Genomic DNA, 25,086 nt, shown 5'->3' on the forward strand with positions numbered 1-25,086 from the left:
GGCCGGTCAGTCAGCCGTCGGTGTCGAGGGCGTTGACGAGGCCGTCCAGCCGGTAGCCGATCCAGTCGTAGATGCCGAAGCGCGGATCGGTGGCGTCGTGATCGTCCTCGTCCACCACTCCGAGACGCGTGGCGAGGACCAGCCGGACCGCCGCGAGAGTGCGCAGCCACGCGCGTGCCGTGGCAGCTTCGAGCCGGATCTCGACCTGTTCGAGCAGCGCCGGGTCTTCGGGATCCTCGGGGATCATCGCCGCTTCCTGGAGCGACGCGAGGACGTCGGATGCGTCGGCGGCGCGCCGGTCGAGCAGATCGGACTGCGTGAGTGCGCGGAATTCCCTGGCGGCGTCGTCATCGTCGGAGTAGGCGGAGGGCACGAGCCGCTCGAGAGCGGGATCGCCGTCCTCGGGAGCGGAATCACGCAGCAGCTCGGCGAACTGACCCACCAGGCCGGCGAGATGCGCGGCCTCCAGACGGGTGATCTCCATCACCACGACACGATCGCTCATGCGGGCTCCTGCCGAACGGTCGCCCACAGGCCGTAGTCGTGCATCGCCTGAGCGTGCAGCTCCATCTGCTCCCGCGGCCCCTGCGCGACGACCGCGTGGCCCTCGTTGTGCACGGCGAGCATGAGGCGCTCCGCCTCGGCGCGCGCGAGCCCGAAGTACTCGCGGAAGACGTGTGTGACATAGCTCATCAGGTTGACCGGATCGTCCCAGACGACGGTCTGCCAGGGGCGCGCCGGGTCGACGTGGGCTGCGAGATCGACGTCGTGATCGGTGGAGGGGAGGGCGACGGGTGTCATCACGCCCACCCCAGCTCGTGCAGACGGTCGTCGTCGATCCCGTAGAAATGGGCGATCTCGTGCACGAGAGTCGTGTGCACCTCATCACGCAGTTCGTCCTCGTCGTCGCAGACTGCCAGATGCGGTTCGCGGTAGACGATGATGCGGTCCGGCAGCTCGCCGACTCCGTACCGCTCTCGCTCTGTCAGCGCCCAGCCGTCGTAGAGCCCGAGCAGATCGAGGCTGCCGTCCTCGGGGCGGTCTTCGACGACGAAGACGACGTTGTCGAGGCCCTCCACCATGTCGTCGGGGAGTGCATCCAGCTCATCGGTCACGAGTAACTCGAAGGTCGCGGCATCCATCTCCATCATGATGCCCCGCCTCGACGCGAATGGGGCGCGGATACGCGCCCCATTCGGCCGGAATCGGGGTGAGTAACGGGACTCGAACCCGCGACATCCGGCACCACAAGCCAGCGCTCTACCAACTGAGCTATACCCACCATGTCTCCCGCCTGAGCGGGCAACCAGACGATTCTCTCACACCTCTGGGGCAAACGACGACACGACGGCAGCGGCTGCGGCGCGCGCGCCGTCGCTCGTCGGACCGGGCTCGGGAACGAAGACCGCCTGGCGGTAATACGCGAGTTCTCGGATGGATTCGAGGATGTCGGCGAGCGCCCTGTGGCCGCCGTCCTTCGCCGGAGCGTGGATGTACGCGCGGGGGTACCACCGCCGCGCGAGCTCCTTGATGCTCGACACGTCGACGTTCCGGTAGTGCAGCCAGCGGTCGACGCGCGGCATGTACTTGGCGAGGAACATGCGGTCGGTGCCGATGGTGTTCCCCGCCAGCGGCGCCCTTCCCTCGAGCGGGACGAAGCGCTGGATGTACTCCAGAACCTGGAACTCGGCATCCGCCAGGCTCACGCCGTGCGGGATCTCGTCCAGCAGCCCCGACGAACGATGCATGTTCGTCACGAATTCGTTCATGTTCGCCATCGCCGAATCGTCCGGCCTGATCACGACGTCGAAGCCCGCATCGAGCGGTCGCAGCTCGAAATCGGTGACGACGACGGCGATCTCCACCAGTTCGTCGACGCCGAGATCGAGCCCGGTCATCTCGCAGTCGATCCACACCAGACGGTCGTTCTCGGATGCACCCACCATGTGCTCCATCCTTATCGCATGTCCAGACATCCCACGGGCCCGGACCCGAGTTCCGGCTCCCACGCCGGACCCGTTGCCCCTCCGGGAGGATTCGAACCCCCGACCTTGCGGGTAGAAACCGCTCGCTCTGTCCCCTGAGCTACGGAGGGAAAGGTATTTCCACACTACCGGGTCGCACCACGCCGTCGCGGACGCTGGTGGATCGAGCCTGCTCGGCGTAGCGTCGGCATCGGAGGCATCGAGAGGAGTTCACGATGAGCACCACAGAGACGCACCACCCGCTCTGGGTCGCCTATGGCGCATCAGGTGTGGCCGGCAGCATCCGCAAGGACGACGACGGCTACACGGTGACGATGGCCGGGGCCGATCACTCGGCGGGCACATATCCGACCATGGAGATCGCGAAGAGCGCGCTGCATTCGCGGATGGCCCCGGGAAGCGACTGGCCGCTGTTCCGCGAGCACTGAGCGCGGTTCTCGGAGCACCGTCCGCTCCGGCTCGCGAGGGTCAGGCGGCTTGCTCCGCCACCGCCGCGGGGCGCCGGCCGGTGTCGAGCAGGGGCAGTGCGAGGTGCACGAGCGGGCCGATCAGCACGGCGAAGAGCACCGTCCCGATGCCGACCGTGCCGCCGAGCAGCCAGCCGATGAGCAGAACGGACAGCTCCACGAGCGTACGGCAGAGCCAGATCGGCCAGCCCAGTCGCGCGTTCATGCCGGTCATGAGCCCATCGCGCGGGCCCGGACCGAAACGGGCACCGATGTAGAGACCTGAGGCAATCGCGACGAGCAGGATGCCGCCCAGCAGCGTCGCGAGTTGCGCGGCGAATCCGGTCACGGGCGGGACGACGCCGATCACGAGCTGCATGCTGGTGCCGACGAGCAGGATGTTCGCGACGGTTCCGATACCGGGCTTCTGACGCAGCGGGATCCACAGCAGCAGCACGAAGAAGCCCACGATGTTGGTGATCCAGCCGATGCCGACCCCCGTTCGCACCGACAGCCCCTGCGCGAACACGGTCCACGGATCGACGCCCAGTCCCGCCTGCACGGTGAGGGCGCAGCCTGCTCCGTAGAGGAACAGGCCGACGAGCAGCTGGAGGACGCGGCGGGGCATGGCTCCATCCAATCTGATGATTGGCATGTGTCATGCAGTCCAATGTGACTACGCTGGCCCCATGGATTCTCGGGTCTCAGCGCGCGCCCTGGCGGCATCTCTCGGCGGATGGCGCACGAGAGAGCCCGCGTACGAGGCGTTGGCAGACGGCATCCGCCTGTTGTGCCTCGACAACCGGCTCGCGCCACGCACGGCGCTTCCTGCCGAACGGGAGTTGGCGAGTGTGCTCCATGTCAGTCGCAGCACCGTCGCGGCCGCGTATCGCAGTCTCCGCGACACCGCCCACATAGCCAGCCTGCGGGGATCGGGCAGCGTCACCCTGCCACTCGGACGCCGGGATCCGGGCCGCGTCGACGCGGTGGACGGCATGATCGATCTGCAGCAGGCCAGCCCACCCGCGTGGCCCGGGCTGGCGGGCATCATGGCGGAGACAGCGGCGAGCGCCTCGTCCCTGGTGTCGCGCGTCGGATACGACGTGCTCGGACGTATCGAGCTCCGTGAGGCCATCGCACGCCGCTACACGGACCGCGGCGTACCGACGCACCCGGATGAAGTGCTGGTGACGACGGGGGCGCAGAGCGCGATCCATCTCGTCTCGTCGGTGCTCATCGGGCGGGGCGATCGGGTGCTCGTGGAGACTCCGACCTATCCGCACGCGGCGGACGCGATCCGACGCGGAGGCGCGCGGCTCGTCGGGATCCCGGTGACGACGGTTGACGGGTGGGACGTCGACCGCGCAGAGCAGGCGTTCGCGCGCACGCTCCCCGTCATGGCCTACCTCATGCCCGACTTCCAGAATCCGACCGGGCGCAGCATGACCACCCAGGAACGGCAGGCGATGCTCGTCGCGGGCGAGCGCTCGGGCTCCGTGCTGGTGCTCGACGAGACGACGGCCGATCTCGACATCGATCGCGGGCCTCTGATGCCGGGATTCGAGCCTTCGGAGCCCGGGACGGTCGTGCGCCTGGGATCGCTCGGCAAGACGGTGTGGGGCGGGCTGCGGCTCGGCTGGGTGCGCGCCGACGGCGAGCTCATCCGCAGGCTCGTGGCGGCGCGGCCGGCGCACGATCTGGGGACGCCGGAGTTCGAGCAGGCGATCGCGACGCGCCTCCTGAGCCGCTTCGACGAGATCGTGACGCAGCGCTCGCAGCTGCTGCGATCCGGGCGCGACGCGCTCGTGGCCGCGCTGCACGCGGCCGTGCCGTCGTGGGACATCCCCGCCGTCCACGGGGGAGTGTCGCTGTGGATCGAACTCGGTGCGCCGCTCAGCTCGGCACTGGTCATGCAGGCACGCTCCCGCGGCCTGCTCCTCGGCGCCGGGCCGCGATTCTCGGTCGAGGGTGGCCATGAACGTCACCTGCGGGTGCCCTTCACCGCCCCGCCGGATGAGATGGTGCGCGCCTCGCACGTGCTCGCCGAGGCATGGGATGCAGTCAGGGCCGGTGCCCCGTCGTCGATCGCGGAGGGAGCCGACGCAGTCATCTGAGCAGCCCCGCCGTACGGGCTGCTCACCGCGCGAATCGCAGGCACTCCACCGCGTCGTCGGCGCTCCAGAAGTCCCCGAGGTCGCGAAACGCGTGGGAGGGCGCGTGAAAGCGGCGTGCTCGGAACCGGCTGCCGCCCGGATGCGGAACCTCCTGCAGGTGGCCGATGACCACGCCCGCGTGATCCAGCACGCGCCAGAGGGCGGGTGCGGCAGCGACGAGATGCACGCGCGGGTTCGAAGAGAGACGAGGTGCGAGGGATGATCCAGCTTCGATGACGGTCGACATGATTCCTCCTTCGGCTCGAACATATCTACGGGTTCCGACATTCCTGGCGTCACCGGATTCCGGCGATTCCTCCCCAGACGCCCGCCGGCGCGGGCTCTCCCCAGATCGTCGCGCGCTCGTGCTGCGCGCCGACGCGCCCGACCAGGCTGGAACCACCGCCGGCGTCTTCGGGCACGGGGCGCCGGCGGTACCCAAGCGGGGAGATTCCCCGGCCTGAGAGACGGGATACGAGATGAGCGACAGAGGCGACACGATCACGATCACCGGGAATGTGGCCACACCACCTGAGCTGAAGCGGACGCCGGCGGGTGTGGTGATCACGACGTTCCGCGTCGCGAGAACCCTGAGGCGCTACGACCGTGATACCGGCGTGTGGTCGGACGTGGGCACGAACTTCTATACGGTGTCGGCGTACCGCACGCTCGCGGAGCACGCCCACCACTCGCTCCACAAGGGCGACCGAGTCATCCTGACCGGCCACCTGCGCGTGCGCGACTGGGACAACGGCACCCGCAAGGGGACGGCGGTGGAGATCGATGCCGATGCGATCGGCCACGATCTCCGGTGGGGGACGACCACATTCGTGAAGAACTCGCGAGGCGCGACGATCGATGCCGCACGCGGCCCGGCGCAGGGGGCGGAGGAGGACGCGTGGGCGGCGCCCGGCGTCGACTCCGCTTCGTCAGGCACCGAGGGGCAGGACGCGCATCCTGCGCTCGTCGGGGCAGGATCCGCTTCCCCTTCGGCGGCCGACGGCGACGAGACACCCTTCTGACGCGTTCAGCCTGCGCGAGGCGGGCGGCCCTAAACTCTCCCCGTGGCCCGAGACCTCCCGCCCCGCGCTCGCTTCGAAGCCCGGCACCGTCCCGTCGCAGCGGCGATCGCGGCGACGCTGCTCGCCGCGGCACTGACGGCATGCGCCCCGGAAGCCGTTCCCGACCCGTCGTCGTCGCCGACCGTCACCGCGACGACAGCTCAGCCCAGCCCGAGTCCGACGCCGACGAGCCCGCCCGGGCCGACGTTCGTGCCGGACGGTGCGGCGGCCGACAACCTGCCGCTGTTCTCGTCGGTGACCGCCGCCGTCTGGGCGTCCGAGGGCCGAGTGGCCGGACGCGCCTACGTGGACGCGCTTGCGGCCGCCGGCTTCGACAAGGCGGCGATGCAGGTGACCGACGACGAGACGACGGTGGGCAACCCGGCCGAGAGCATTCAGTTCGCGGTGCGGTGGGGCGACGAATGCCTCGTCGGTCAGGTGGGCCCGGCGACCGGAGACCCGGTCACGGTGGTGGTGCCGGTCCTCGCAGAAGGAACCTGCCTCGTCGGCCAGACACGACCCATCGACTGGTGACGCCCGCCCTCGGGGAGGACGCACCGGACGGCGACGATCCGGCGTCCGCGGGTTCGGACCGGGAGTCCGCCCGCCGAGAGGCCGGTAGGCTGGGACGCTGACGTCTGAAGTCCGAGGAGAGCAGAAACCCGCATGGCTGAGTACATCTACTCCATGGTCCGCGCCCGTAAGGCCGTCGGCGACAAGCTGATCCTGGATGACGTCACGATGGCGTTCCTTCCCGGCGCGAAGATCGGCATGGTCGGTCCGAACGGCGCCGGAAAGTCCACGATCCTCAAGATCATGGCCGGCCTCGACACGCCGTCGAACGGCGAGGCGAAGCTGAGCCCCGGCTTCAGCGTGGGCATCCTCATGCAGGAGCCCGAGCTCGATGAGACGAAGACCGTGCTGGAGAACATCCAGGACGGCATCGCGATCAAGGCGAAGGTCGACCGCTTCAACGAGATCTCCGGCCTGATGGCCGACCCCGATGCCGACTTCGATGCGCTCCTGGCCGAGATGGGCGTGCTGCAGGAGGAGATCGACGCCGCCGACGCGTGGGACCTCGACTCCCAGCTCGAGCAGGCGATGGATGCTCTGCGCACCCCCCCGGGTGATGCTGAGATCGGCCCCCTGTCGGGCGGCGAGAAGCGCCGCGTCGCGCTCACCAAGCTGCTGCTCCAGAAGCCCGACCTGCTGCTGCTCGACGAGCCCACCAACCACCTCGACGCCGAGAGCGTGCTGTGGCTCGAGCAGCACCTCCAGAAGTACCCCGGCGCCGTCATCGCGATCACCCACGACCGGTACTTCCTGGACAACGTCGCCGAGTGGATCGCCGAGGTCGACCGCGGCCGTCTGATCGGCTACGAGGGCAACTACTCGACGTACCTCGAGAAGAAGGGCGAGCGTCTCGCGATCCAGGGCAAGAAGGACGCGAAGCTCGCCAAGCGTCTCTCCGAGGAATTGGACTGGGTGCGCTCGAACGCGAAGGGGCGCCAGGCCAAGTCCAAGGCGCGCCTGGCGCGCTACGAGGAGATGGCGGCCGAGGCCGACCGCACGCGGAAGCTCGACTTCGAGGAGATCTCGATCCCGCCCGGGCCGCGCCTGGGCAGCATCGTCATCGAGGCGAAGAAGCTCCAGAAGGGCTTCGACGGCCGCTCGCTCATCGACGGGCTGAGCTTCAGCCTGCCGCCCAACGGCATCGTCGGCGTCATCGGCCCGAACGGCGTCGGAAAGACGACCCTGTTCAAGACGATCGTCGGCCTCGAGCCGCTCGACGGCGGAGACCTCAAGATCGGCGAGACGGTCAAGATCAGCTACGTCGACCAGTCTCGCTCGAACATCGACCCCAGCAAGACGCTGTGGGAGGTGGTGTCGGACGGGCTCGACATCATCACGGTCGGCAAGACCGAGATCCCGTCCCGCGCCTACGTGTCGAAGTTCGGCTTCAAGGGTCCCGACCAGCAGAAGAAGGCCGGCGTGCTGTCGGGCGGTGAGCGCAACCGCCTGAACCTCGCCCTGACGCTCAAAGAGGGCGGAAACCTCCTGCTCCTCGACGAGCCGACCAACGACCTCGACGTCGAGACCCTGCAGTCGCTCGAGAACGCGCTGCTCGAGTTCCCCGGCTGCGCCGTGGTCATCACGCACGACAGGTGGTTCCTCGACCGCATCGCGACGCACATCCTCGCCTACGAGGGCACCGACGAGGACCCCGACAAGTGGTACTGGTTCGAGGGCAACTTCGAGGCGTACGAGGAGAACAAGATCGAGCGCCTGGGTGCGGACGCCGCGCGGCCGCACCGCACCGCCTACCGCAAGCTCACGCGTGACTGACACCCGCGACGCGGCGGCCGCGCTCGACGGAGGCGGCCGCCGCCTGCACATCCCCATCCATCTGCGGTGGGGCGACCTCGACGCGTTCAACCACGTCAACAACACCTCCATGCTGAAGCTCCTCGAAGAGGCGCGCGTGAGGGCGTTCTGGCTGCCGGAACCGGGGGAGGACGCGCCCGACACGGCTGTGCTCGACTCCAGCATCTTCAGCGGCATGCTGACGCTCATCGCCCGCCAGGAGATCGAATACCTGGCGCCGGTGCCGTACCAGCGGCATCCGCTCGACGTGCAGATGTGGTTCGGCAAGCTCGGCGGCTCGAGCATCGAGGTCTGCTACGAGGTGCGAAGCCCCGTCGAGACGGGCGCCGATGGCCAGACTCTCTACGCGCGGGCCACGACGGTGATCGTGAAGGTGGACGCCGCTTCCGGCCGCCCCCTCCGGCTCAGTCCCGAGGAGCGGGCCGCCTGGCGACCGTACATCGGCGAGCCGATCGTCTACGCCCACCGGCACTGACACCACGCCCGGCGTCGATCAGCCGGTGACCCCGGCCTCGTCGGGGACGCGGACCATGATCTCCTGCGCGACGCTCGCGAGCAGCGTGCCGTCAGCGGCGTAGATGCGTCCGGTCGCCAGGCCGCGGCCGCCGCGAGCGCTCGGCGACTCCTGGACGTACAGCATCCATTCGTCCACACGGCCGAATCGGTGCCACCACATCGCATGATCGAGGCTGGCGACCTTGAGCCCGGGTGTCGCCCACGAGACGCCGTGCGCGCGGAGGATCGGCTCCTGGATCGTCAGGTCGCTCAGGTAGGCGAGCGCCGCCCGGTGGGTCGCGGGGTTGTCGGGGATCTGTCGTCGCACGCGCATCCAGACCGCCTGCCGCGGGGCGCGCTCGGGGTCCGCCGCGACGTAGATGGGAGCGGGGATGTGGCGGAGGTCGACCGGCCGGTCGGTGAACAGACGCTTCGACATCGGGTGCAGGCCCTGAAGGTGCGATTCGACATCCGGAAGATCGTCGGGTGCCGGCAGGCCGTCGGGCATCGGCTCGTGGTGGTCGAGGCCCGGATCCTCATCCTGGAACGAGGCGATCATCGAGAAGATCGGCACACCCTCCTGGTACGCCTGGGTGCGCCTCGTCGAGAAGGAGCGCCCGTCGTGGATGCGGTCGACCGAGAAGGTGATGCCCTTCGTCGAGTCGCCGGGGCGGAGGAAGTACCCGTGCATGGAGTGCACGATCCGCTCATCGGGGATCGTCCGCGACGCCGCGACGATCGACTGCGCCAGCACCTGGCCGCCGTACACCCGGCCGAGGGGCATCGACTGCGACTGCCCGGTGAAGATGTCCTCGGTGGTGCGGGCATCCGAGGCGCTCAAGTCGATCACCGACAGCATCGACGCGACCGGATCGGTCTCGGGCGCAGCCTCGGCGTTCGGCTCGGCTTCCACGGTGCTCCTCTCCGGGGCGGCCACCGCCCGCAGGTCCGGTTGGTAGCTTAGAAGACGATGTCTCCGCGCCTGTTGCTCGCCGACCCCGATTCCGCGGCCGACGCCCTCACGTTCGCCGCCCGCGCCGCGCGCTTCACGGTCGAGGGGGTGCGGCTGCAGGCCTCCGGCGGCGTGCTCGCGATGACGGCAGCGCCGCTGGCACCTCGCGGGTTCGGCGACCCGACGCCCACGGTGCTGGCTCTGCGCACCCTCGCAGCAGATCCGGAGCTGGTGTGCGACCTGGTGGTCGATGCCTCCGCTCTGTCCGCATCTCCTGACGATGCGCGGGCGCTGGCGCTTCCCGAGACGGCCCTGTCGCCGGCGTGGGCCGGCATCACGCCACCACGCAGCGGGTGGGATGCCCGGCCGGGCATCGACGCCGCGACCCTTGCGGCGAAGGCCCAGGGCGGCATCGCCCGCGTCGCTGACACAGTGCCGACGGATGCCGGAGAGGACGTCGTGCGGACGGTGCGCGCAGCGGTGTGGGGGGCAACCGACGACGAACTCGGCGGGCTGCCGCTCGGCGTCGCCTTCGCGGCGCTGAGCCTCGGGTTCATCAGCGGCGGCGAGACCGCGCGGGTGTTCGCGACGGGCCCGTGGACGCGCGTGAGCCTGACGCGGGGGCACGTGCTCGTGCGCGGACCCGTGGCTACCGGCCTCACGCCCGTGCGCCGGACGGGTCCGGCCGCGAGCTGAGGACGACCGCCCCGGTCAGCCCCGGGCGCCTGAATCAGCCGGTGAGGCGTCAGACCGCCGCCGCGGCCGCCCGGCCGGCGACGCGTCCCGAGAAGAGGCACCCTCCGAGGAACGTGCCCTCCAGGGCGCGGTAGCCGTGCACGCCGCCGCCGCCGAACCCGCTCGCCTCGCCCGCGGCGTACAGCCCGGGGACGGGTTCGCCGCCGGCGCCGAGCGCCCGGGCGGACAGGTCGGTCTCGATGCCGCCCAGGGATTTGCGCGTGAGCACGTGCAGCTTGACCGCGATGAGCGGCCCCGACTTGGGGTCGAGGATCCGGTGGGGGTTCGCCGTGCGGATGAGCCGGTCGCCGCGGAAGGCCCGTGCCGAGCGCAGCATGGCGATCTGCGCGTCCTTGGTGAAGTCGTTGGCCATCTCTCGGTCGCGTGCCTCGACCTCGAGCCGCACGCGATCGGCGTCGAGGGCGTCACCACCGGGGAGAGCCTGCATCCCCGCGATGAGATCGTCGAGGGTGTTGCGCACGACGAAGTCGGCGCCGTGGTCCATGAACGCCTGCACGGGGCCGGACGCGCCCTTGCCGAGGCGGGACGTGGCGAGCAGCCGCACGTCCTTGCCGGTGAGATCCGGGTTCTGCTCGCTGCCGGAGAGCGTGAACTCCTTCTCGATGATCTGCTGCGACAGCACGAACCATGAGTGGTCGTAGCCTGTGGCGCGCAGGTGCGCGAGGGTGCCGAGGGTGTCGAATCCCGGGAAGAGCGGGACGGGCAGGCGGTTGCCCGTCGCGTCGAGCCAGATCGACGACGGGCCGGGGAGGATGCGGATGCCGTGATCCGGCCACACCGGGTCCCAGTTCTGGATGCCCTCGACGTAATGCCACATGCGGTCGCCATTGATGAGGCGGGCGCCCGCGGCCTCGCTGACCGGCTGCAACGAGCCGTCGACGTACGCGGGGACACCGGTCAGCATGGTGGCCGGGGGAGTGCCCAGCCGCTCCGGCCACCATCTGCGCACCAGCTCGTGGTTGCCGCCGATGCCGCCGGACGAGACGATCGCGGCGCCCGCGGTGATCGAGAACGCGTCGACGACCTCGCGCGAGCTCACCGCACCGCGCGCGGCCCCGGACGGCGCCAGCACGTCGCCCGCGGCACCGGTCACCGTTCCGTTCTCCACGGTGAGCGACGTGACGCGATGGCGCGGCAGGATCGTCACGCGTCCCTCGGCCTCGCCTGCCTCGACGGCCGCCTGGAACGGCGCGACGACGCCGGGTCCGGTGCCCCAGGTCACGTGGAACCGGGGCACCGAATTGCCGGGTCCGGTGGCGGAGTATCCACCGCGCTCGGCCCAGCCGACGATGGGGAAGAAGCCGACGCCCTTCTCGCGCAGCCACGAGCGCTTCTCCTCGTGGGCGAACTGCAGGTAGGCCTCGGCCCACCGCCGGGGCCAGAGGTCTTCGTCGCGGTCGAAGCCGGCGTTGCCCAGCCAGTCCTGACGCGCGAGCTCGAGCGAGTCATGGATGCCGAGCCGGCGCTGCTCCGGCGAGTCGATGAAGAACAGCCCGCCGAACGACCACCACGCCTGACCGCCGAGATTGGAGCGGGGCTCCTGGTCCACGATCGTGACGCGTTTGCCGGCGGCGACGGCCTCCGCCGTCGCGACGAGACCGGCGAGGCCCCATCCGATGACGAGGATGTCCGTGTGGTGGGCGGCGGGGGGCATGTCGACTCCTTTGTCGGCGGGGGTGAGAACGAGACCGTGTCTCAGCGGTCGGGGCCGGGCTCCGCGGGCGGCGCGGCCGACACCGGGAAGGATGCCGAGCTCCGGGTGCCTGCGGCGGGTCCGATGCCCGAGGGCTCGAAGGTGTTCACCATCGCATACGCGGCACGCTGCAGGTAGTCCCAGAGCGTCGTCTCGTGCAGGGGCGGCAGGTCGAGCTCGTCCACGGCGACGCGCATGTGGGCGAGCCATCTGTCGCGCGCGTCAGGATCGACATGGAACGAGGCGTGCCGCATCCGCAGGCGCGGGTGCCCGCGTTCCTGGCTGTAGGTCGTCGGGCCGCCCCAGTACTGCACGAGGAAGAGGGTGAGGCGCTCCTTTGCGGGCCCGAGGTCCTCTTCGGGGTACATCGCGCGCAGCACCTCGTCGTCGGCGACGCCTCGGTAGAACGCGTCGACGAGCCGCACGAATGTGTCGTGCCCGCCGACCTCGTCGTAGAAGCTGAGGGGTGCAGCCGGTGCCGCGGCGGGTCCAGGGGCCGCGCCCGCGTCGCCCGGAGAGCCGGCGGAGGGCAGGGGAGGCATGGGGTCGGTCATGGTGTTCCTCCGGGAGTCGTGCCGGGCTCGTCGCCCGGTGACGAAGGCTTCTTGCTCGTGCGCTTCGGCTTCCACACGGCGCGCTCGGGGGTGGGTGTCACGGGAGTGGGCTTGGTCTTCGGTGGGTTGGCGCCGCGCACGCGCTGGGCGCCCTCGATACCCGTCGGCATGACGGCGTTGAGCGCCGGGAGGGTGATGCCCATCTCGTCGATGGTGTGCTTGAGGCGCATGCGCAGCTCGCGGGCGACGTCGTCCTTCGCGTTGGCGCGGGTCTTCATCACGAGGCGGATGACGAGCGCGTCGCCCGAGATGGACTCGAGTCCCCAGACCTCGGGCTGCTCGAGGATCCGCGTGCGCCACTTCGGGTCCTTCGCCAGAGCCTTGGCGGTGTCGAGCATCGCCTTCTCGACCTCGTCGATGTCGGAGTCGGTGGCGACGGAGAGATCGAGGATGACGCGGGACCAGCCCTGCGACAGGTTGCCGATGCGCGTGATCTCGCCGTTGCGGACGTACCAGAGGGTGCCGTTGACGTCGCGCACGTGCGTCACGCGCACGCTCACGTACTCGACGATGCCGGTGGCGAGACCGAGATCGACCACGTCGCCGATGCCGACCTGGTCCTCAGCGACGATGAAGATGCCGTTGAGCACGTCCTTGACGATGTTCTGAGCACCGAAACCGAGACCCGCGCCGATGGCGGCCGTCAGCAGCGTCAGCGAGCCGAGCGCCGTTGGTGCGAGGACGTTGAGGATCAGCAGCAGCGCGATGATCACGATCGTCACGTTGACGATGTTGCTGAGGATCGAGCCCAGCGTGCGCGTGCGCTGGACGAGCCGGACGGACGCGAGCGGCGACCGCTCCAGCGCCTGCGTGTCGTCGACGTTCGCCTTGTCCTTGGCACCGTTGACGATCCGGTTCACGACACGGTGGATGACGAGGCGAAGGATCCACGTGACGAGGATCGCGCCGACGATGATCCCGGCGACGGCGGCCAGATTCAGACCCGCCGTCGTGAAGAACGCGCCGATCTCCTGCCAGAACGCCGCGTCCGTGATGTCTACGGGGTCGGGGGAAGGCGTGGCGTTGTCGAAGGGAGCGCTGATCATCGTGACGATCCTAACGGCGGACCCGCCGCCTGGCCTGAGGTCGCACTCAGCCTGTCGGTCCGCCGCCGTCGGGTCGCAGCGGCGCGGCGGGGTCGACGAGACGGAGGCGGTGCGCGAGGATCACTGCGTGCACGCGGTCGCGGGCGCCGACCTTCGACAGGACCCGCCCGACGTGCGTCTTCACGGTCGACTCGCTGACGAAGAGATGCCGCGCGATCTCCGTGTTCGTCATCCCCTGAGCGATCGCCAGGAACACCTCGCGCTCCCGCTCGGTCAGCTCGGACGTGGGGTCGGCGACCGGAGGCGTCGGCGCGAGCAGGGCGCTCGGCGCGGCGTGCAGCCGCTCGATCAGGCGGCGGGTCACCGCTGGCGCGAGCACGGCATCGCCGCGGTGCACCGCACGGATCGCCGCCGTGAGCTCGCCGCGCTGCACGTCTTTCAGGAGGAAGCCGCCGGCGCCGGCGTCGAGGGCGCCGAACGCGTACTCGTCGAGGTCGAACGTCGTGAGCACGAGCACACGCGTCGCGGGGTGGGCGGCGACGATCTCGCGCGTCGCGGCGATGCCGTCGGTGCGCGGCATCCGGATGTCCATGAGCACGACGTCGGGGGAGTGCTCGGCCACGGCCCGCACGGCCTCATCACCGTCGGCGGCCTCGCCCACCACCTCGAACTCGGGCTCCGCCTCGAGGACGAGGCGGAAGCCGAGACGGATCAGCTCCTGGTCGTCGACCAGCAGGATGCGGACGGCGTCGGTCATGGGTTCTCCTCCCCGGGTTCGAGGCCGGCGGTGCCGGTCGTCGCGGGCGCCGGGAGAGACGCCCGCACGATCCAGCGCCCGCCCTCCGCAGGTCCGGCCGTCAGTTGCCCGCCGACGTGCGCGGCGCGCTCGCGGAGGCCGGGCAGTCCGTACCCGCCGCGGGAATCCGCTGCCGATTCGGGGCGCGCGTGAACGCCGTCGTTGATGATCTCCACGTCGACGTCCTCGCCCACGACGATGCGCACGTCGATGCGGGACGCGGCCGGCGCGTGGCGCATGGCGTTGGTCAGCGACTCCTGCACGATCCGCGTCACCGCGAAGCGCACCTCCGCGGGGACGGAGTCGATCCGCCCCTCCGTGTGGAGGCGCACCGGGAAGCCGGCACGCTGCGCCGCCTCCACCGCGTCGCCCGCCGTCGCGGGCAGGATCGGCGACAGCGGTGCGCTGGGCGACGGGTCGGGGTCGCGCAGCACACCCAGCATCGCCCGCATCTCGGTCAGCGCGCCGCGCGCGGTCGCGGCGATCTGCTCGGTCGCCACGCGAGCGCGCGCCGGATCCGTGGTCGCGGTCGCGCCCTCTGCCAGGGCGACGACGACGGTCAGGTTGTGCGACACGATGTCGTGCATCTCCCGCGCGATGCGCGTGCGCTCGGCCGCGGCTCCCAACCGCGCCTGCTGGTCGCGCTCGACGAGCAGCTGCCGTGAGCGGTCGATGAGAGCCTCGAGATACCGCCGCCGGTTGCCGACGTTGACGCCGATCAGCGCGGCGATGAGCAGGACGACGACTGCCGACACGAGCGTGGTGACGAGGGACGTCAGCTCGGACGGCAGAGCGAGCGCCGCGATGGCCGTGGACGCCGTCATCGCCGCGGTCGCTGCTCCCAGCGCGATCCAGCAGGCCCGTGCGGAGCGGTACACCGCGACGGCGTAGAGGGCGAAGGCGGGGAGGAGATGGGATGCCGGGACCAGACTCGGCGGAAGGACCAGCACCGGCACCATGGTCACGACGAACACCGCGAGCGGTCGGTGACGGCGGAGCATCAGCGCTGCGGACGCGAGCAGGATCAGACCGACCGCGAGCCAGACCTGTGCGTCCGTCGGCGGCGCACCGAATTCCGCGCGGAGCGTGACGGCCGGAGCCGACAGCACCAGGGCGACGAACGCGATGAGTGCGTCGGCGATGCGGCGGTGCCGCGCCCAGTAGCGGCGGAACAACCCGGGCTCGCGCGGCAGCAGCAGGCCGTCGTCGGCGCCCGGTGGGGCGCCGACGACGGCCGTGAGCGTGCGACGAGGCATCCGGCCGACTCTACGCGTCGCGGGTGCGCAGCACCGTCCAGCCGCCGATGAGCAGCACGACGACCCAGCCGATCAGCGCGAGGAGCGACGGCAGGATGTCTTCGGCGCCGGGAGTGGAGATCGTGCTGGCGGCTGCCATGGGCAGGTACTCCCCGAGGTCGACGATCCACTGCCACGCCTCGCCGGCCATGGCGAACATGCTCGTGACGATGGGCAGGACGAACAGGAGGCCGACGGTCGCCGCGATGGCTCCCGCGCCGTTGCGGATCAAGAAGCCCCACCCCAGCCCGATGAGCGTGAACGCCATCATCGACAGCACGCCGTAGGCGAGAGGGATCCACGACTGCGCGGCATCCGACCAGTCGATCTGCTCGGAGAGCAGCGGTGAGGTCGCGAGGATCGCGATCGCGTACATGACGACCGTCGTCGCGGCCATCAGCGCGCTGACGACGACCGCCTTGGCGGCGAGCACAGTGCCGCGGCGAGGGTCCGCCGTCAGGGTGGAGCGGATCATGCCGGTCGAGTATTCGCCCGTGATCGCGATGGCACCGAGGATGCCCGCGACGAGCATCGTGAACTGGGTCGGGGTGAGAATGGCGCTCACGGCGGGGAATCCCGGTCCGAACGACGCGGATGCCGCCGCGATCATCATCGAGATCCCCACCGAGAGGGCTGCCGCGATGCCGAGCGACCACCAGGTCGACCGCAGGCTGATGAGCTTGAGCCACTCGCTGCGGATGAGGTGGCCGAATGTCAGACGATGGGCGGTGGCGGCCCGCGTCGCGTGAGTCGGAGGAGCGGTGAGGGTGGTCATGAGATCTCCTTGGAGGCGTACTCGACGGCTTCGCCGGTGAGGGCGAGATAGGCGTCCTCGAGCGATCCGGTTCGTGAGGTGAGCTCGTGCACCGGGATGCCGAGCGAGGCGGCGAGGTCGCCCACGACGGCGGCGGTGACTCCCGAGATCTCGGCGGCGCCGGGCTCGGTCGCGGTCACCGCGATGTCGGCGCCGGCCAGCGCCGCGACGAGTTCGGTGAGGCGCGGGGAGCGCACCGCCACGGTGTTGGTGGTCCAGGCGCGCACCAGCTCGGAGAGCTCGGCGTCTGCGAGCACCCGGCCGCGGCCGAGGACGATGACGTGATCGGCGGTCTGCGCCATCTCGCTCATCAGGTGGGAGGACAGCAGGACCGTGCGCCCTTCGGCCGCGAGATAGCGGACGAACTGGCGCACCCAACGGACGCCCTCGGGATCGAGCCCGTTCACCGGCTCGTCGAGGATCAGGGTCCGGGGGTCGCCGAGGAGGGCCGCGGCGATGCCGAGCCGCTGGCCCATGCCCAGCGAGAACTTCCCGGCGCGCTTGCCGGCCACGGATCCGATTCCGGTGAGCTCGATGACCTCGTCGACCCGCGCATTGCCGATGCCGTGGGTCGCGGCCATCGCGCGCAGGTGGTTGCGGGCCGAGCGGCCCGTGTGCACCGCCTTCGCGTCGAGCAGCACCCCGACCTCGGTCAGCGGCGCGCGCAGCCGCGAATACGGCTCTCCACCGACGGTGACGGTGCCCGACGTGGGCCGGTCCAGGCCCACGATCATGCGCATGGTGGTGGACTTGCCGGCACCGTTCGGACCGAGGAACCCGGTCACCTTGCCCGGCTGCACCGTGAACGACACGTCCGATACGGCGGTCTTGTCTCCGAATCGCTTCGTGAGATTCTCTGCAACGATCATGCTCCCACGCTAGGAGCGGGCGGCTTCGGGCGCGTCCACCTGGAGGACGAGAGTGCGCCACGGCGAGTGGTACCACGGTGCCGGAACGACGGATGCCCCGGCCGAACCTGAGCCCGTGAACAGGCTCAGGCGACGGGCCGGGGCATCCGAGTGCCGGCTACTGGGCGTCGCGGTCCTGCACCGAGAGGGCGCGCTCGATGCCCGCGAGGTTCTCGGCGACGAGTCGGCGCAGCGCCGGGGCGGCGTCGGCATTCGCCTCGAGCCAGGCGCGCGTGGCGTCGCGCAGGGCGACGTTCGCGAGCGGCGCGGGGTAGAGCCCGACGATCAGGTACTGCGCGATCTGATAGGTGCGCGAGCCCCAGATCGGCAGCAGTGCGTCGAAGTAGCGCGCGACGAAGCCGTCGAGCAGCTCACGGCCGGCCGGGTGCACGAAGCCGAGCGCGGCGGCCCGGACGATCGTGTTCGGCTGGTCGTCGCTGTCGACGAGCGACGACCACGCGGCGGCCTTCGCCTCGGCCGAGGGCAGCGCGGCCTTGGCCTGGGCGGCGAACTCGCCGCCCTTGGCGGTGTTGTCGGCTGCGAGCGCGGCGTCGATGTCGTCCGCCGTCACGACGCCGCCGGCGGCGAGCGACACGAGCAGCTGCCACGACAGGTCGGTGTCGATCGCCAGGTCGGCGAAGGCCACCTCGCCGTCGCGCACCTGACGCACCTTCTCCCACTGGCTCGGGGTGGCGGCCGCGGAGGCGAATGCGGTGACGAACTGCAGCTGGCTGTCACTGCCGGCCTCTGCCGCCTCGGCGAGCTTCCAGAGTGCGTCGGCGACGTGGGTGCGGGTGACGTCGCGCTTCTCGGGCGCCACGTACGAGTTCGCCGCGAGCTGCAGCTGGGCGAGCGTCGTGCGCACCGTCGTCGATTCGGTCTCGGCGCCGATGTTGCGCAGCACCAGGTCGATGTAGTCCGACGCAGATGCCTCGGCGTCGCGCGTCTGGTCCCACGCGGCACCCCACACCAGCGAGCGGGCGAGCGGGTCGCTGATCTTGCCGAGGTGGTCGATCGCGGTCTGCAGCGACTGGTCGTCGAGGCGGATCTTGGCGTATGCCAGGTCTTCGTCGTTCAGCAGCACGAGCGCGGGGCGCTTGCGGCCCTTGAGCTCGGGCACCTCGGTCAGGTCGCCGTCGACGTCGAGCTCGATGTGGTGCACGCGCACGAGGGCGTCACCGTCAAGATCGTAGAAGCCGACGCCGAGACGGTGCGGTCGGATGGTGGGGTAGTCGGCGGGCGCGGTCTGCACGATCGCGAAGCGGGTGATGGTGCCGTCGACATCCGTCACGATCTCGGGCGACAGCGTGTTGACGCCCGCGGTCTCGAGCCACTTCTTCGACCACGTCGAGAGCTCACGGCCGCTGGTGACCTCGAGCTCGGAGAGCAGGTCCGACAGCTCGGTGTTCGACCACTCGTGCTTCTTGAAGTACGCGCCCACACCGGCGAAGAACTCGTCGATGCCGACCCAAGCGGCCAGCTGCTTGAGCACCGAGCCGCCCTTTGCGTACGTGATGCCGTCGAAGTTGACCTGCACGTCCTCGAGGTCGTTGATCTGGGCGACGACGGGGTGCGTGGAAGGCAGCTGGTCCTGGCGGTACGCCCAGGTCTTCTCCATGGCGTTGAAGGTCGTCCACGCCTCTGTCCACTCGGTGGCCTCGGCGGTGGCGATCGTCGACGCCCACTCGGCGAACGACTCGTTGAGCCAGAGGTCGTTCCACCACTTCATGGTGACGAGGTCGCCGAACCACATGTGCGCGAGCTCGTGCAGGATCGTGACGACGCGACGCTCCTTGACGGCATCCGTCACCTTCGAGCGGAAGACATACGTCTCGGTGAAGGTCACCGCGCCGGCGTTCTCCATCGCACCCGCATTGAACTCGGGGACGAACAGCTGGTCGTACTTCGCAAACGGGTAGGCGTAGTCGAACTTCTCCTCGAAGTAGGAGAAGCCCTGACGCGTCTTGTCGAAGATGTAGTCGGAGTCGAGGAACTGCCAGAGGCTCTTGCGGCCGTACACGCCGAGGGGGATGACGCGGCCCGACGAGCTGGTGAGCTCGGAGAACGTCGCCTCGTAGGGGCCGGCGATGAGCGCCGTGATGTACGACGAGATGCGGGGAGTGGGCTCGAAGCGCCACGTCGCGGTGCCATCGCCATGCGCCGTGGGCTCGGGGGTGGGGGAGTTGGAGACGACCTTCCACGGCTCGGGCGCGGTCACCGTGAAGGCGAACGTCGCCTTGAGGTCGGGCTGCTCGAACACCGCGAAGACGCGGCGGGAGTCGGGAACCTCGAACTGCGAGTAGAGGTACACCTCGCCGTCGACCGGGTCGACGAAGCGGTGCAGGCCCTCGCCCGTGTTCGTGTAGAGGCAGTCGGCGTCGATGACGAGCTCGTTGTCGGCGGCGAGACCGTCGAGCGCGATGCGCGAATCCGCGAAGGCGGACACCGGGTCGATGGATCGGCCGTTGAGGGTGATCTCGCGCACGGAGCGCGCGATCAGGTCGATGAACGTCGCGGCACCAGCGGTGGCGGTGAAGCGGACGACGGTGCGCGATCCGAAGATCTCGGCGCCCTTCGTCAGGTCCAGCGCGATCTCGTAGGACTGCGTGTCGACGATCGCGCGGCGCTCCTGCGCCTCGATGCGGGTGAGATTCTCTCCAGGCACTGCTCTTGCTCCCAGGGGTGAGGGGTTTCGGATGCCACGGCCGACGCTGCTGGCGCCGGCGACAACCGTCCCAGCCTACGCGGTGAGTCCCCGCGGCTCACGACGCACGTGGCTCCGCGCGTGCTCGACCGCGGCGGGGAGGGTGTCGAACAGGTGGTTGTGATGCCGGAGCGAGTCGAGCACTCCGACGGTCCGGAACAGCTCCTCGTGGCCGGGCTGTACGCCCTTGATGAGCACCGTCACCCCGCGCCGCTCGAGCGACTGGACGATCTCGGTGAGGATGCGCGCCCCGGACGCGTCGACGAGCTCGAGCTGCGACATCCGCAGGATGACGACCGACACCCCGCTGATGTGCATCACCGTGTCGAAGACCCGGTCGGCCGCGGTGAAGAACAGCGGGCCGTCGATCCGCACGATCGCGATGCGCTCGTCGCCCGGCTCCGGCGCGCCGGCGAGCGCTTCGCGCTGGACCCCGGTCGCGCGCGAGACGCGGCGCAGAGCGACGACGCCGGCGAAGACGACGCCGATCGCGACCGCGACGATCAGGTCGAACGACACCGTGATCACTGCAGTGACGATGAACGCGGCGGCGTCGGACCGCGTCGACCGCAGGACCGAGCGCACCGTCCGCGCGTGGACCATCCGCAGCGCCGTGACCATGAGCACCCCGGCGAGGGCGGCGAGCGGGATGGCGCCCACCGGCCCCGCTGCGACCAGCACGACGCCGACGAGCACCAGCGCGTGCACGATCGATGCGAGCCGCGTGCGTCCGCCGGAGCGCACGTTGACGGCGGTGCGCGCGATGGCCCCTGTCGCAGGCATCCCGCCGAGCAGCCCCGAGCCGATCGACGCGATGCCCTGCCCGACGAGCTCGCGATCGGGGTCGTACGGCCCGGTATCGGCCAATGATGCGGCGACCCGCGCCGAGAGCAGCGACTCGAGGGCGGCGAGTGCCGCCACGGTGAGCGCGGGGACGGCGAGCTCGCCGAGCGTGGCCGGATCGAGCATGGGAAGGACCGGCAGGGGCAGCGAGGACGGCAGCACGCCGATCGTGGCGAGCGGCGTGGCCAGCACGGCGGCGAGCACCGTGGCGAAGACGATGCCGATCAGCGAGCCGGGCAGCGCGGCGTGGATCCGTGGCGCGACCAGCATGCATGCCGCCACGATCGCGGCGGCGCCGGCCGCCCACGGCACGTACGCCCAGTCGGCGTTCGCGATCGCCTGGACGGCGGCCACGACGGCGTTCGCGCTGTGTTCGCCGGCGCTCGGCGTGATCGGCGACACGATGAGGGGGATCTGCTGCAGGAAGATGATGACGGCGATACCGAGCGTGAAGCCTTCGATGACCGGCCAGGGGACGAACGACACGGCGCGCCCCAGTCGCAGTGCTCCGGCAGCCAGCACCACGACTCCCGCCATCACGCTGAGCGCCGCGACGGCGCCGGCGCCGTGGGCGGCGACGATCGGCAGCAGCACCACGACCATCGCTCCCGTCGGCCCCGACACCTGCACGTTCGACCCTCCGAACACCGCTGCGAGCAGACCGGCCACGATCGCGGTGACGAGCCCGGCCTCGGCGCTGAGTCCCGAGCTGACGCCGAAGCCGAGGGCGAGCGGGAGAGCGACGATGCCGACCGTCACCCCGGCGAGAAGGTCGCCACGCCAGGTGCGTCGGAGCAGACGGTAGTCGCCGAGCGAGGGCAGGAGCTCTCGCATCGACCGCATCAGACGGGTTGCGCGAGGTGCTCGCGCCGAGCCATCGGTCGCACTCATCGCGTGGGCAGGGCGGGAAGGGAGCCGGCGTCGGCGAGCAGGTCCCTGTCTCCCGCGAGCATCCCGATCAGCAGCGCACGCGCCACAGCGAGCAGCTCGGCGACGCGCGCGTCGGCGAGGCTGTAGTACACGTGGCTCGCACGCCGCTCGGACGCCACGAGCCGGTGCCGTCGCAGCACCGCGAGGTGCTGCGACAGGTGGGATGCCTCGAGCCCCGTCTCGGTCTGCAGCTCCGCGACGCTCACCTCCTCCGCGGCGGCGAGCAGTTCGAGGATGCGGATCCGGAGCGGGTGTGAGAGTCCCTTGAACAGTCCGGCCTTGACCTCGTAGAGCGGGCGCTGACTCTGTGTTAGTGGCATGATGAAGTCATCATATCGCTGAGGCGGCCGAGTGAGCAGTGTCAGGATGGGGGAGTGACCTCTCCCGAGCAGCACGTCGTACCGTTCGCATCGCCCGCCGCCGCATCCGGGGCTCCGTACGTCGAGCAGGCTGTCGCCTACGACGGCCTCCTGCTCGCCGGCTTCGGCGGTCCCGAGGGTCAGGACGACGTCATCCCCTTCCTCCGCAACGTCACGCGCGGGCGCGGTATCCCCGACGAGCGCCTCGAAGAGGTCGCGCACCACTACCGCCACTTCGGCGGGGTGAGCCCGATCAATGCGCAGAACCGTGCGCTGAAGGCCGCGCTGGAGGCTGAGCTCGCCAGCCGCGGCATCGACCTGCCGGTGTACTGGGGCAACCGCAATTGGGCGCCGTACCTGGATGAGGCGGTGACGGATGCCGCGGCCGCCGGCGACACGAGGCTTCTCGGCCTCGCAACGAGCGCCTACTCCTCGTTCTCGAGCTGCCGGCAGTACCGCGAGGACTTCGCGCGCGTGCTGACCGACACCGGGCTCGAGAACACCGTCACCATCGACAAGGTCCGCCAGTTCTTCGACCACCCCGGCTTCGTGCAGCCCTTCGTCGACGGCGTGCGCGACGCCGTGAGAGGATTCCTCGCCGACGGCATCGCCCCGGAGGCGGTGCGCGTGCTGTTCTCGACCCACAGCATCCCGACAGCGGATGCCGAGCGGTCGGGCCCCCGCGAAGGCGACGAGCAGCACCGTGATCTCGGGGAGGGCGGCGCGTACGCGGCCCAGCACCTCGCCGTCGCCGAGGTGGTCATGGCGGCAGTCGCGGCAGACGTGCAGGGCGCCGACCGCGTCGCGTGGGATCTCGTGTACCAGTCGCGCTCGGGCCCGCCCAGCCAGCCGTGGCTGGAGCCCGACGTCAACGATGTGATCGCCGAGCTTCCCGCTGCCGGTGTGCAGGCGGTGGCGATCGTCCCCCTCGGCTTCATGAGCGACCACATGGAGGTCCTCTGGGACCTCGACACCGAAGCGATGGATGCCGCGGCGGAGGCGGGCATCCGTGCCGTGCGCACGCCGACCCCCGGTGTCGACCCGGTCTTCGTGTCGGGGCTCGTCGACCTCGTCCAGGAGCGGTTGAGCGGCACGCCCGCGGCGGAGCGCCCGCACGCGACGGACCTCGGGCCGTGGTTCGACGTGTGCCGCCCGGCCTGCTGCGAGAACGTGCGCGCGGGCTTCAAGCCGGCTGCCGCCGGCGTCGCACCCTGAGCCCCGCACACCACCGCAGCACCGCCCGGCACCGAGCTGTCGGCATCCGTCACCGTCCCCTCCGGCTTCCCTAGGATTGAGCCCATGCGCATCCACATCGCGACCGACCACGCCGGCCTCGAGTTCTCGACGCAGCTGCAGCACCATCTCGCGGCGGCGGGTCACGAAGTCGTCGACCACGGCCCCCTCGAGTACGACCCGCTCGATGACTACCCGGCGTTCTGCATCCGTGCCGCCCAGGCGGTCGTGCGGGACCAGGCCGCCGGCATCGAGACGCTCGGCGTCGTCTTCGGCGGCTCGGGCAACGGCGAGCAGATCGCAGCGAACAAGGTGATCGGCGTCCGTGCGGCTCTTGCGTGGAGCATCGCCACCGCCGAGCTCGCGCGTGAGCACAACGACGCGAACGTCATCGCGATCGGCGCCCGCCAGCACACCTTCGAAGAGGCGACGACCTTCATCGACCGCTTCATCGAGACGCCGTTCTCGGGCGAGGAACGTCACGCGCGGCGCATCGCGCAGCTGGCGGCCTACGAGGAGGACGGCACGCTGCAGCCCGACCCGCGCGCCCCTCAGCAGCCCGACGTCCTGGCCGCCGACGACAGTTCGTTCGACCCCGAAGCCGGCTGACCCGATGCCCGAGGGCCACTCCGTCCATCGCATCGCCCGCCAGTTCGACCGCAATTTCGTCGGCCGCGCCATCGCGGCCTCCAGTCCGCAGGGCCGCTTCGTCGAAGGCGCCGCGATCCTCAGCGGCCGCACCGCGACGCAGGTGCGGGCCGTCGGCAAGCAGATGTTCCTCGAATTCGACGACGATCTGTGGCTGCGGGTGCATCTGGGCATGTACGGCGCATGGGACTTCGCCGGGGAGATCGTCGTCGATCCCACGATCGCCTCGGCGAACGGCCGGATGGGGCAGACCAACCAGCGGGGGACCGAGCTCGGCGAGGTGATCCTCGACAGTGCCGGGGAGAACTCGCTGACTTCGATCGGCGCCCCCCGGCGGACCCGCGTGCACGTGCGGATGTCGGAGCAGACCACGGGTCTCGCCGACGAGGGCGACGAGTGGCCGCCGCCCGTGGTGGGGCAGGTGCGACTGCGGCTTCTCACGGACGTCACGTGCGCCGATCTGCGCGGACCGACGGCCTGCGAGCTGCAGACCCCGGACGAGGTAGCAGCCACCATCGCGAAGCTCGGCCCCGACCCCCTCGTCGACGACGTCACGGAGGGCGAGGAGCGGTTCACCTCGGTGGTGCGCCGCAAGCCGACGTCCATCGGCCTGCTGCTCATGGACCAGAGCGTCGTCAGCGGCATCGGCAACGTGTACCGAGCCGAGCTGCTGTTCCGTGCGCGCCAGAACCCGCATACCCCGGGTCGCGACGTGCCCGAGGAGGTCGTGCGCGAAATCTGGCGCGACTGGGTGCGGCTTCTCGCGATCGGTGTCGAGACCGGCCAGATGATGACGATGGACGACCTCGACCCGGACGCCTACCGCAAGGCGATGGCGAGCCGCGACGACCGGCACTGGGTCTACCACCGCGCCGGGCTGCCCTGCCGCGTGTGCGGCACGGCGATCGTCGTCGAAGAGGTCGCCACCCGGAAGCTCTACTGGTGCCCGTCCTGTCAGGCCTGACGCCGC

The 25,086-nt window shown here is 70.2% G+C and carries 27 protein-coding genes and 2 tRNA genes; 10 read left to right on the forward strand and 19 right to left on the reverse strand.

The window, feature by feature from the left end; genetic code table 11:
• Nucleotides 1-10 precede the first annotated feature (10 nt).
• The 6 genes from MRBLWS13_RS01670 to MRBLWS13_RS01695 form a co-directional block, all read right to left on the reverse strand.
• On the reverse strand, nt 11-505 hold the full coding sequence (locus tag MRBLWS13_RS01670; RefSeq protein ID WP_349427359.1) for a DUF2017 family protein: 495 nt from the start codon (nt 503-505) through the stop codon (nt 11-13).
• A complete protein-coding gene (gene clpS, locus MRBLWS13_RS01675; RefSeq protein WP_349427360.1) occupies nt 502-801 on the reverse strand; it encodes an ATP-dependent Clp protease adapter ClpS in 300 nt (99 codons plus the stop codon). Before clpS ends, MRBLWS13_RS01670 begins: the two co-directional genes overlap by 4 nt.
• Entirely contained in the window at nt 801-1,151 is a 351-nt protein-coding gene (locus MRBLWS13_RS01680; protein WP_349427361.1) for a metallopeptidase family protein, read from the reverse strand. The genes clpS and MRBLWS13_RS01680 overlap by 1 nt, the downstream gene beginning before the upstream one ends.
• Nucleotides 1,152-1,209: 58 nt before the next feature.
• Nucleotides 1,210-1,282 (reverse strand) — tRNA-His (locus MRBLWS13_RS01685).
• Between the two features lie 37 nt (nt 1,283-1,319).
• Nucleotides 1,320-1,946: an oligoribonuclease gene (gene orn / locus MRBLWS13_RS01690; protein WP_349427362.1), complete on the reverse strand. Its 627-nt coding sequence runs from the start codon at nt 1,944-1,946 to the stop codon at nt 1,320-1,322.
• A gap of 76 nt (nt 1,947-2,022) precedes the next feature.
• Nucleotides 2,023-2,095: transfer RNA gene (locus MRBLWS13_RS01695), tRNA-Arg, on the reverse strand.
• 105 nt (nt 2,096-2,200) lie between these two features.
• On the opposite strand from MRBLWS13_RS01695, the gene MRBLWS13_RS01700 reads away from it, so the two are divergent.
• Complete coding sequence (locus tag MRBLWS13_RS01700; RefSeq protein WP_308867064.1) at nt 2,201-2,413, forward strand: methyltransferase; 213 nt, start codon at nt 2,201-2,203, stop codon at nt 2,411-2,413.
• Nucleotides 2,414-2,453: 40 nt separating this feature from the next.
• On the opposite strand, the gene MRBLWS13_RS01705 is transcribed toward MRBLWS13_RS01700, so the two are convergent.
• Nucleotides 2,454-3,059 (reverse strand): hypothetical protein, encoded by a 606-nt coding sequence (locus MRBLWS13_RS01705; RefSeq protein WP_349427363.1) that lies wholly within the window; start codon nt 3,057-3,059, stop codon nt 2,454-2,456.
• 61 nt (nt 3,060-3,120) lie between these two features.
• Between MRBLWS13_RS01705 and MRBLWS13_RS01710 the strand changes: the two genes are divergently transcribed.
• Complete coding sequence (locus tag MRBLWS13_RS01710) at nt 3,121-4,545, forward strand: PLP-dependent aminotransferase family protein (RefSeq protein ID WP_349427364.1); 1,425 nt, start codon at nt 3,121-3,123, stop codon at nt 4,543-4,545.
• 22 nt (nt 4,546-4,567) lie between these two features.
• On the opposite strand, the gene MRBLWS13_RS01715 is transcribed toward MRBLWS13_RS01710, so the two are convergent.
• On the reverse strand, nt 4,568-4,831 hold the full coding sequence (locus MRBLWS13_RS01715) for a hypothetical protein (RefSeq protein ID WP_349427365.1): 264 nt from the start codon (nt 4,829-4,831) through the stop codon (nt 4,568-4,570).
• A 232-nt stretch (nt 4,832-5,063) separates the two neighbouring features.
• On the opposite strand from MRBLWS13_RS01715, the gene ssb reads away from it, so the two are divergent.
• The 4 genes from ssb to MRBLWS13_RS01735 all read left to right on the forward strand — a co-directional run bounded on the left by ssb (nt 5,064) and on the right by MRBLWS13_RS01735 (nt 8,505).
• Nucleotides 5,064-5,606 (forward strand): single-stranded DNA-binding protein, encoded by a 543-nt coding sequence (gene ssb, locus MRBLWS13_RS01720; RefSeq protein ID WP_349427366.1) that lies wholly within the window; start codon nt 5,064-5,066, stop codon nt 5,604-5,606.
• Nucleotides 5,607-5,648: 42 nt separating this feature from the next.
• A complete protein-coding gene (locus MRBLWS13_RS01725; RefSeq protein WP_349427367.1) occupies nt 5,649-6,179 on the forward strand; it encodes a hypothetical protein in 531 nt (176 codons plus the stop codon).
• A gap of 132 nt (nt 6,180-6,311) precedes the next feature.
• Nucleotides 6,312-7,991, forward strand: coding sequence for an energy-dependent translational throttle protein EttA (ettA, locus tag MRBLWS13_RS01730; RefSeq protein ID WP_349427368.1), 1,680 nt, complete (start codon nt 6,312-6,314; stop codon nt 7,989-7,991).
• A complete protein-coding gene (locus MRBLWS13_RS01735; protein WP_349427369.1) occupies nt 7,984-8,505 on the forward strand; it encodes a thioesterase family protein in 522 nt (173 codons plus the stop codon). Before ettA ends, MRBLWS13_RS01735 begins: the two co-directional genes overlap by 8 nt.
• Before the next feature lie 18 nt (nt 8,506-8,523).
• Here MRBLWS13_RS01735 and MRBLWS13_RS01740 read toward each other — a convergent pair whose 3' ends face one another.
• A complete protein-coding gene (locus MRBLWS13_RS01740; RefSeq protein ID WP_349428959.1) occupies nt 8,524-9,384 on the reverse strand; it encodes an acyl-CoA thioesterase II in 861 nt (286 codons plus the stop codon).
• A 111-nt stretch (nt 9,385-9,495) separates the two neighbouring features.
• Here MRBLWS13_RS01740 and MRBLWS13_RS01745 point away from each other — a divergent pair, with 111 nt between their 5' ends.
• On the forward strand, nt 9,496-10,173 hold the full coding sequence (locus MRBLWS13_RS01745) for a hypothetical protein (RefSeq protein WP_349427370.1): 678 nt from the start codon (nt 9,496-9,498) through the stop codon (nt 10,171-10,173).
• A gap of 49 nt (nt 10,174-10,222) precedes the next feature.
• Here MRBLWS13_RS01745 and MRBLWS13_RS01750 read toward each other — a convergent pair whose 3' ends face one another.
• From MRBLWS13_RS01750 to MRBLWS13_RS01795, 10 genes are all read right to left on the reverse strand, one after another.
• Nucleotides 10,223-11,887, reverse strand: coding sequence for an FAD-binding dehydrogenase (locus tag MRBLWS13_RS01750; RefSeq protein ID WP_349427371.1), 1,665 nt, complete (start codon nt 11,885-11,887; stop codon nt 10,223-10,225).
• A 41-nt stretch (nt 11,888-11,928) separates the two neighbouring features.
• Nucleotides 11,929-12,480, reverse strand: coding sequence for a globin (locus MRBLWS13_RS01755; RefSeq protein ID WP_349427372.1), 552 nt, complete (start codon nt 12,478-12,480; stop codon nt 11,929-11,931).
• The gene (locus MRBLWS13_RS01760; protein ID WP_349427373.1) at nt 12,477-13,586 is read right to left on the reverse strand and encodes a mechanosensitive ion channel domain-containing protein; all 1,110 of its coding nucleotides are present in this window, start codon (nt 13,584-13,586) and stop codon (nt 12,477-12,479) included. The genes MRBLWS13_RS01755 and MRBLWS13_RS01760 overlap by 4 nt, the downstream gene beginning before the upstream one ends.
• A 46-nt stretch (nt 13,587-13,632) precedes the next feature.
• Nucleotides 13,633-14,343: a response regulator transcription factor gene (locus MRBLWS13_RS01765; RefSeq protein WP_349427374.1), complete on the reverse strand. Its 711-nt coding sequence runs from the start codon at nt 14,341-14,343 to the stop codon at nt 13,633-13,635.
• Nucleotides 14,340-15,638, reverse strand: coding sequence for a histidine kinase (locus tag MRBLWS13_RS01770; RefSeq protein ID WP_349427375.1), 1,299 nt, complete (start codon nt 15,636-15,638; stop codon nt 14,340-14,342). The genes MRBLWS13_RS01765 and MRBLWS13_RS01770 overlap by 4 nt, the downstream gene beginning before the upstream one ends.
• Nucleotides 15,639-15,648: 10 nt before the next feature.
• Nucleotides 15,649-16,452 (reverse strand): ABC transporter permease subunit, encoded by an 804-nt coding sequence (locus MRBLWS13_RS01775; protein ID WP_349427376.1) that lies wholly within the window; start codon nt 16,450-16,452, stop codon nt 15,649-15,651.
• Nucleotides 16,449-17,360, reverse strand: coding sequence for an ABC transporter ATP-binding protein (locus tag MRBLWS13_RS01780; RefSeq protein WP_349427377.1), 912 nt, complete (start codon nt 17,358-17,360; stop codon nt 16,449-16,451). The genes MRBLWS13_RS01775 and MRBLWS13_RS01780 overlap by 4 nt, the downstream gene beginning before the upstream one ends.
• 157 nt (nt 17,361-17,517) lie before the next feature.
• The gene (gene pepN / locus MRBLWS13_RS01785) at nt 17,518-20,064 is read right to left on the reverse strand and encodes an aminopeptidase N (protein ID WP_349427378.1); all 2,547 of its coding nucleotides are present in this window, start codon (nt 20,062-20,064) and stop codon (nt 17,518-17,520) included.
• 75 nt (nt 20,065-20,139) lie between these two features.
• Entirely contained in the window at nt 20,140-21,780 is a 1,641-nt protein-coding gene (locus MRBLWS13_RS01790) for a SulP family inorganic anion transporter (RefSeq protein ID WP_349427379.1), read from the reverse strand.
• Nucleotides 21,781-21,833: 53 nt separating this feature from the next.
• Nucleotides 21,834-22,196 carry a metalloregulator ArsR/SmtB family transcription factor gene (locus tag MRBLWS13_RS01795; RefSeq protein WP_349427380.1) on the reverse strand — a complete coding sequence of 121 codons (363 nt, stop codon included), beginning with the start codon at nt 22,194-22,196 and terminating at the stop codon, nt 21,834-21,836.
• 54 nt (nt 22,197-22,250) lie between these two features.
• Here MRBLWS13_RS01795 and MRBLWS13_RS01800 point away from each other — a divergent pair, with 54 nt between their 5' ends.
• The 3 genes from MRBLWS13_RS01800 to MRBLWS13_RS01810 all read left to right on the forward strand — a co-directional run bounded on the left by MRBLWS13_RS01800 (nt 22,251) and on the right by MRBLWS13_RS01810 (nt 25,080).
• Entirely contained in the window at nt 22,251-23,450 is a 1,200-nt protein-coding gene (locus MRBLWS13_RS01800) for a ferrochelatase (RefSeq protein WP_349427381.1), read from the forward strand.
• An 84-nt stretch (nt 23,451-23,534) separates the two neighbouring features.
• On the forward strand, nt 23,535-24,077 hold the full coding sequence (locus MRBLWS13_RS01805) for a ribose-5-phosphate isomerase (RefSeq protein ID WP_349427382.1): 543 nt from the start codon (nt 23,535-23,537) through the stop codon (nt 24,075-24,077).
• A 4-nt stretch (nt 24,078-24,081) separates the two neighbouring features.
• A complete protein-coding gene (locus tag MRBLWS13_RS01810) occupies nt 24,082-25,080 on the forward strand; it encodes a DNA-formamidopyrimidine glycosylase family protein (RefSeq protein ID WP_349427383.1) in 999 nt (332 codons plus the stop codon).
• Nucleotides 25,081-25,086 lie beyond the last annotated feature (6 nt).

Source organism: Microbacterium sp. LWS13-1.2 (assembly GCF_040144835.1).
Lineage (GTDB): Bacteria > Actinomycetota > Actinomycetes > Actinomycetales > Microbacteriaceae > Microbacterium.

Bases quoted from the DNA above. Each gene is read 5' to 3' on its own strand.
- orn (WP_349427362.1), bottom strand. From the start codon at position 1,946: ATGGTGGGTGCATCCGAGAACGACCGTCTGGTGTGGATCGACTGCGAG.
- MRBLWS13_RS01770 (WP_349427375.1), bottom strand. From the start codon at position 15,638: ATGCCTCGTCGCACGCTCACGGCCGTCGTCGGCGCCCCACCGGGCGCC.
- MRBLWS13_RS01780 (WP_349427377.1), bottom strand. From the start codon at position 17,360: ATGATCGTTGCAGAGAATCTCACGAAGCGATTCGGAGACAAGACCGCC.
- MRBLWS13_RS01805 (WP_349427382.1), top strand. From the start codon at position 23,535: ATGCGCATCCACATCGCGACCGACCACGCCGGCCTCGAGTTCTCGACG.
- MRBLWS13_RS01765 (WP_349427374.1), bottom strand. From the start codon at position 14,343: ATGACCGACGCCGTCCGCATCCTGCTGGTCGACGACCAGGAGCTGATC.
- MRBLWS13_RS01795 (WP_349427380.1), bottom strand. From the start codon at position 22,196: ATGCCACTAACACAGAGTCAGCGCCCGCTCTACGAGGTCAAGGCCGGA.
- MRBLWS13_RS01810 (WP_349427383.1), top strand. From the start codon at position 24,082: ATGCCCGAGGGCCACTCCGTCCATCGCATCGCCCGCCAGTTCGACCGC.
- ssb (WP_349427366.1), top strand. From the start codon at position 5,064: ATGAGCGACAGAGGCGACACGATCACGATCACCGGGAATGTGGCCACA.
- MRBLWS13_RS01740 (WP_349428959.1), bottom strand. From the start codon at position 9,384: ATGCTGTCGGTGATCGACTTGAGCGCCTCGGATGCCCGCACCACCGAG.
- MRBLWS13_RS01670 (WP_349427359.1), bottom strand. From the start codon at position 505: ATGAGCGATCGTGTCGTGGTGATGGAGATCACCCGTCTGGAGGCCGCG.
- MRBLWS13_RS01760 (WP_349427373.1), bottom strand. From the start codon at position 13,586: ATGATCAGCGCTCCCTTCGACAACGCCACGCCTTCCCCCGACCCCGTA.
- MRBLWS13_RS01680 (WP_349427361.1), bottom strand. From the start codon at position 1,151: ATGATGGAGATGGATGCCGCGACCTTCGAGTTACTCGTGACCGATGAG.
- MRBLWS13_RS01715 (WP_349427365.1), bottom strand. From the start codon at position 4,831: ATGTCGACCGTCATCGAAGCTGGATCATCCCTCGCACCTCGTCTCTCT.
- MRBLWS13_RS01790 (WP_349427379.1), bottom strand. From the start codon at position 21,780: ATGCGAGAGCTCCTGCCCTCGCTCGGCGACTACCGTCTGCTCCGACGC.
- MRBLWS13_RS01745 (WP_349427370.1), top strand. From the start codon at position 9,496: ATGTCTCCGCGCCTGTTGCTCGCCGACCCCGATTCCGCGGCCGACGCC.
- MRBLWS13_RS01750 (WP_349427371.1), bottom strand. From the start codon at position 11,887: ATGCCCCCCGCCGCCCACCACACGGACATCCTCGTCATCGGATGGGGC.
- MRBLWS13_RS01705 (WP_349427363.1), bottom strand. From the start codon at position 3,059: ATGCCCCGCCGCGTCCTCCAGCTGCTCGTCGGCCTGTTCCTCTACGGA.
- clpS (WP_349427360.1), bottom strand. From the start codon at position 801: ATGACACCCGTCGCCCTCCCCTCCACCGATCACGACGTCGATCTCGCA.
- MRBLWS13_RS01710 (WP_349427364.1), top strand. From the start codon at position 3,121: ATGGATTCTCGGGTCTCAGCGCGCGCCCTGGCGGCATCTCTCGGCGGA.
- MRBLWS13_RS01775 (WP_349427376.1), bottom strand. From the start codon at position 16,452: ATGACCACCCTCACCGCTCCTCCGACTCACGCGACGCGGGCCGCCACC.
- MRBLWS13_RS01755 (WP_349427372.1), bottom strand. From the start codon at position 12,480: ATGACCGACCCCATGCCTCCCCTGCCCTCCGCCGGCTCTCCGGGCGAC.
- ettA (WP_349427368.1), top strand. From the start codon at position 6,312: ATGGCTGAGTACATCTACTCCATGGTCCGCGCCCGTAAGGCCGTCGGC.
- MRBLWS13_RS01700 (WP_308867064.1), top strand. From the start codon at position 2,201: ATGAGCACCACAGAGACGCACCACCCGCTCTGGGTCGCCTATGGCGCA.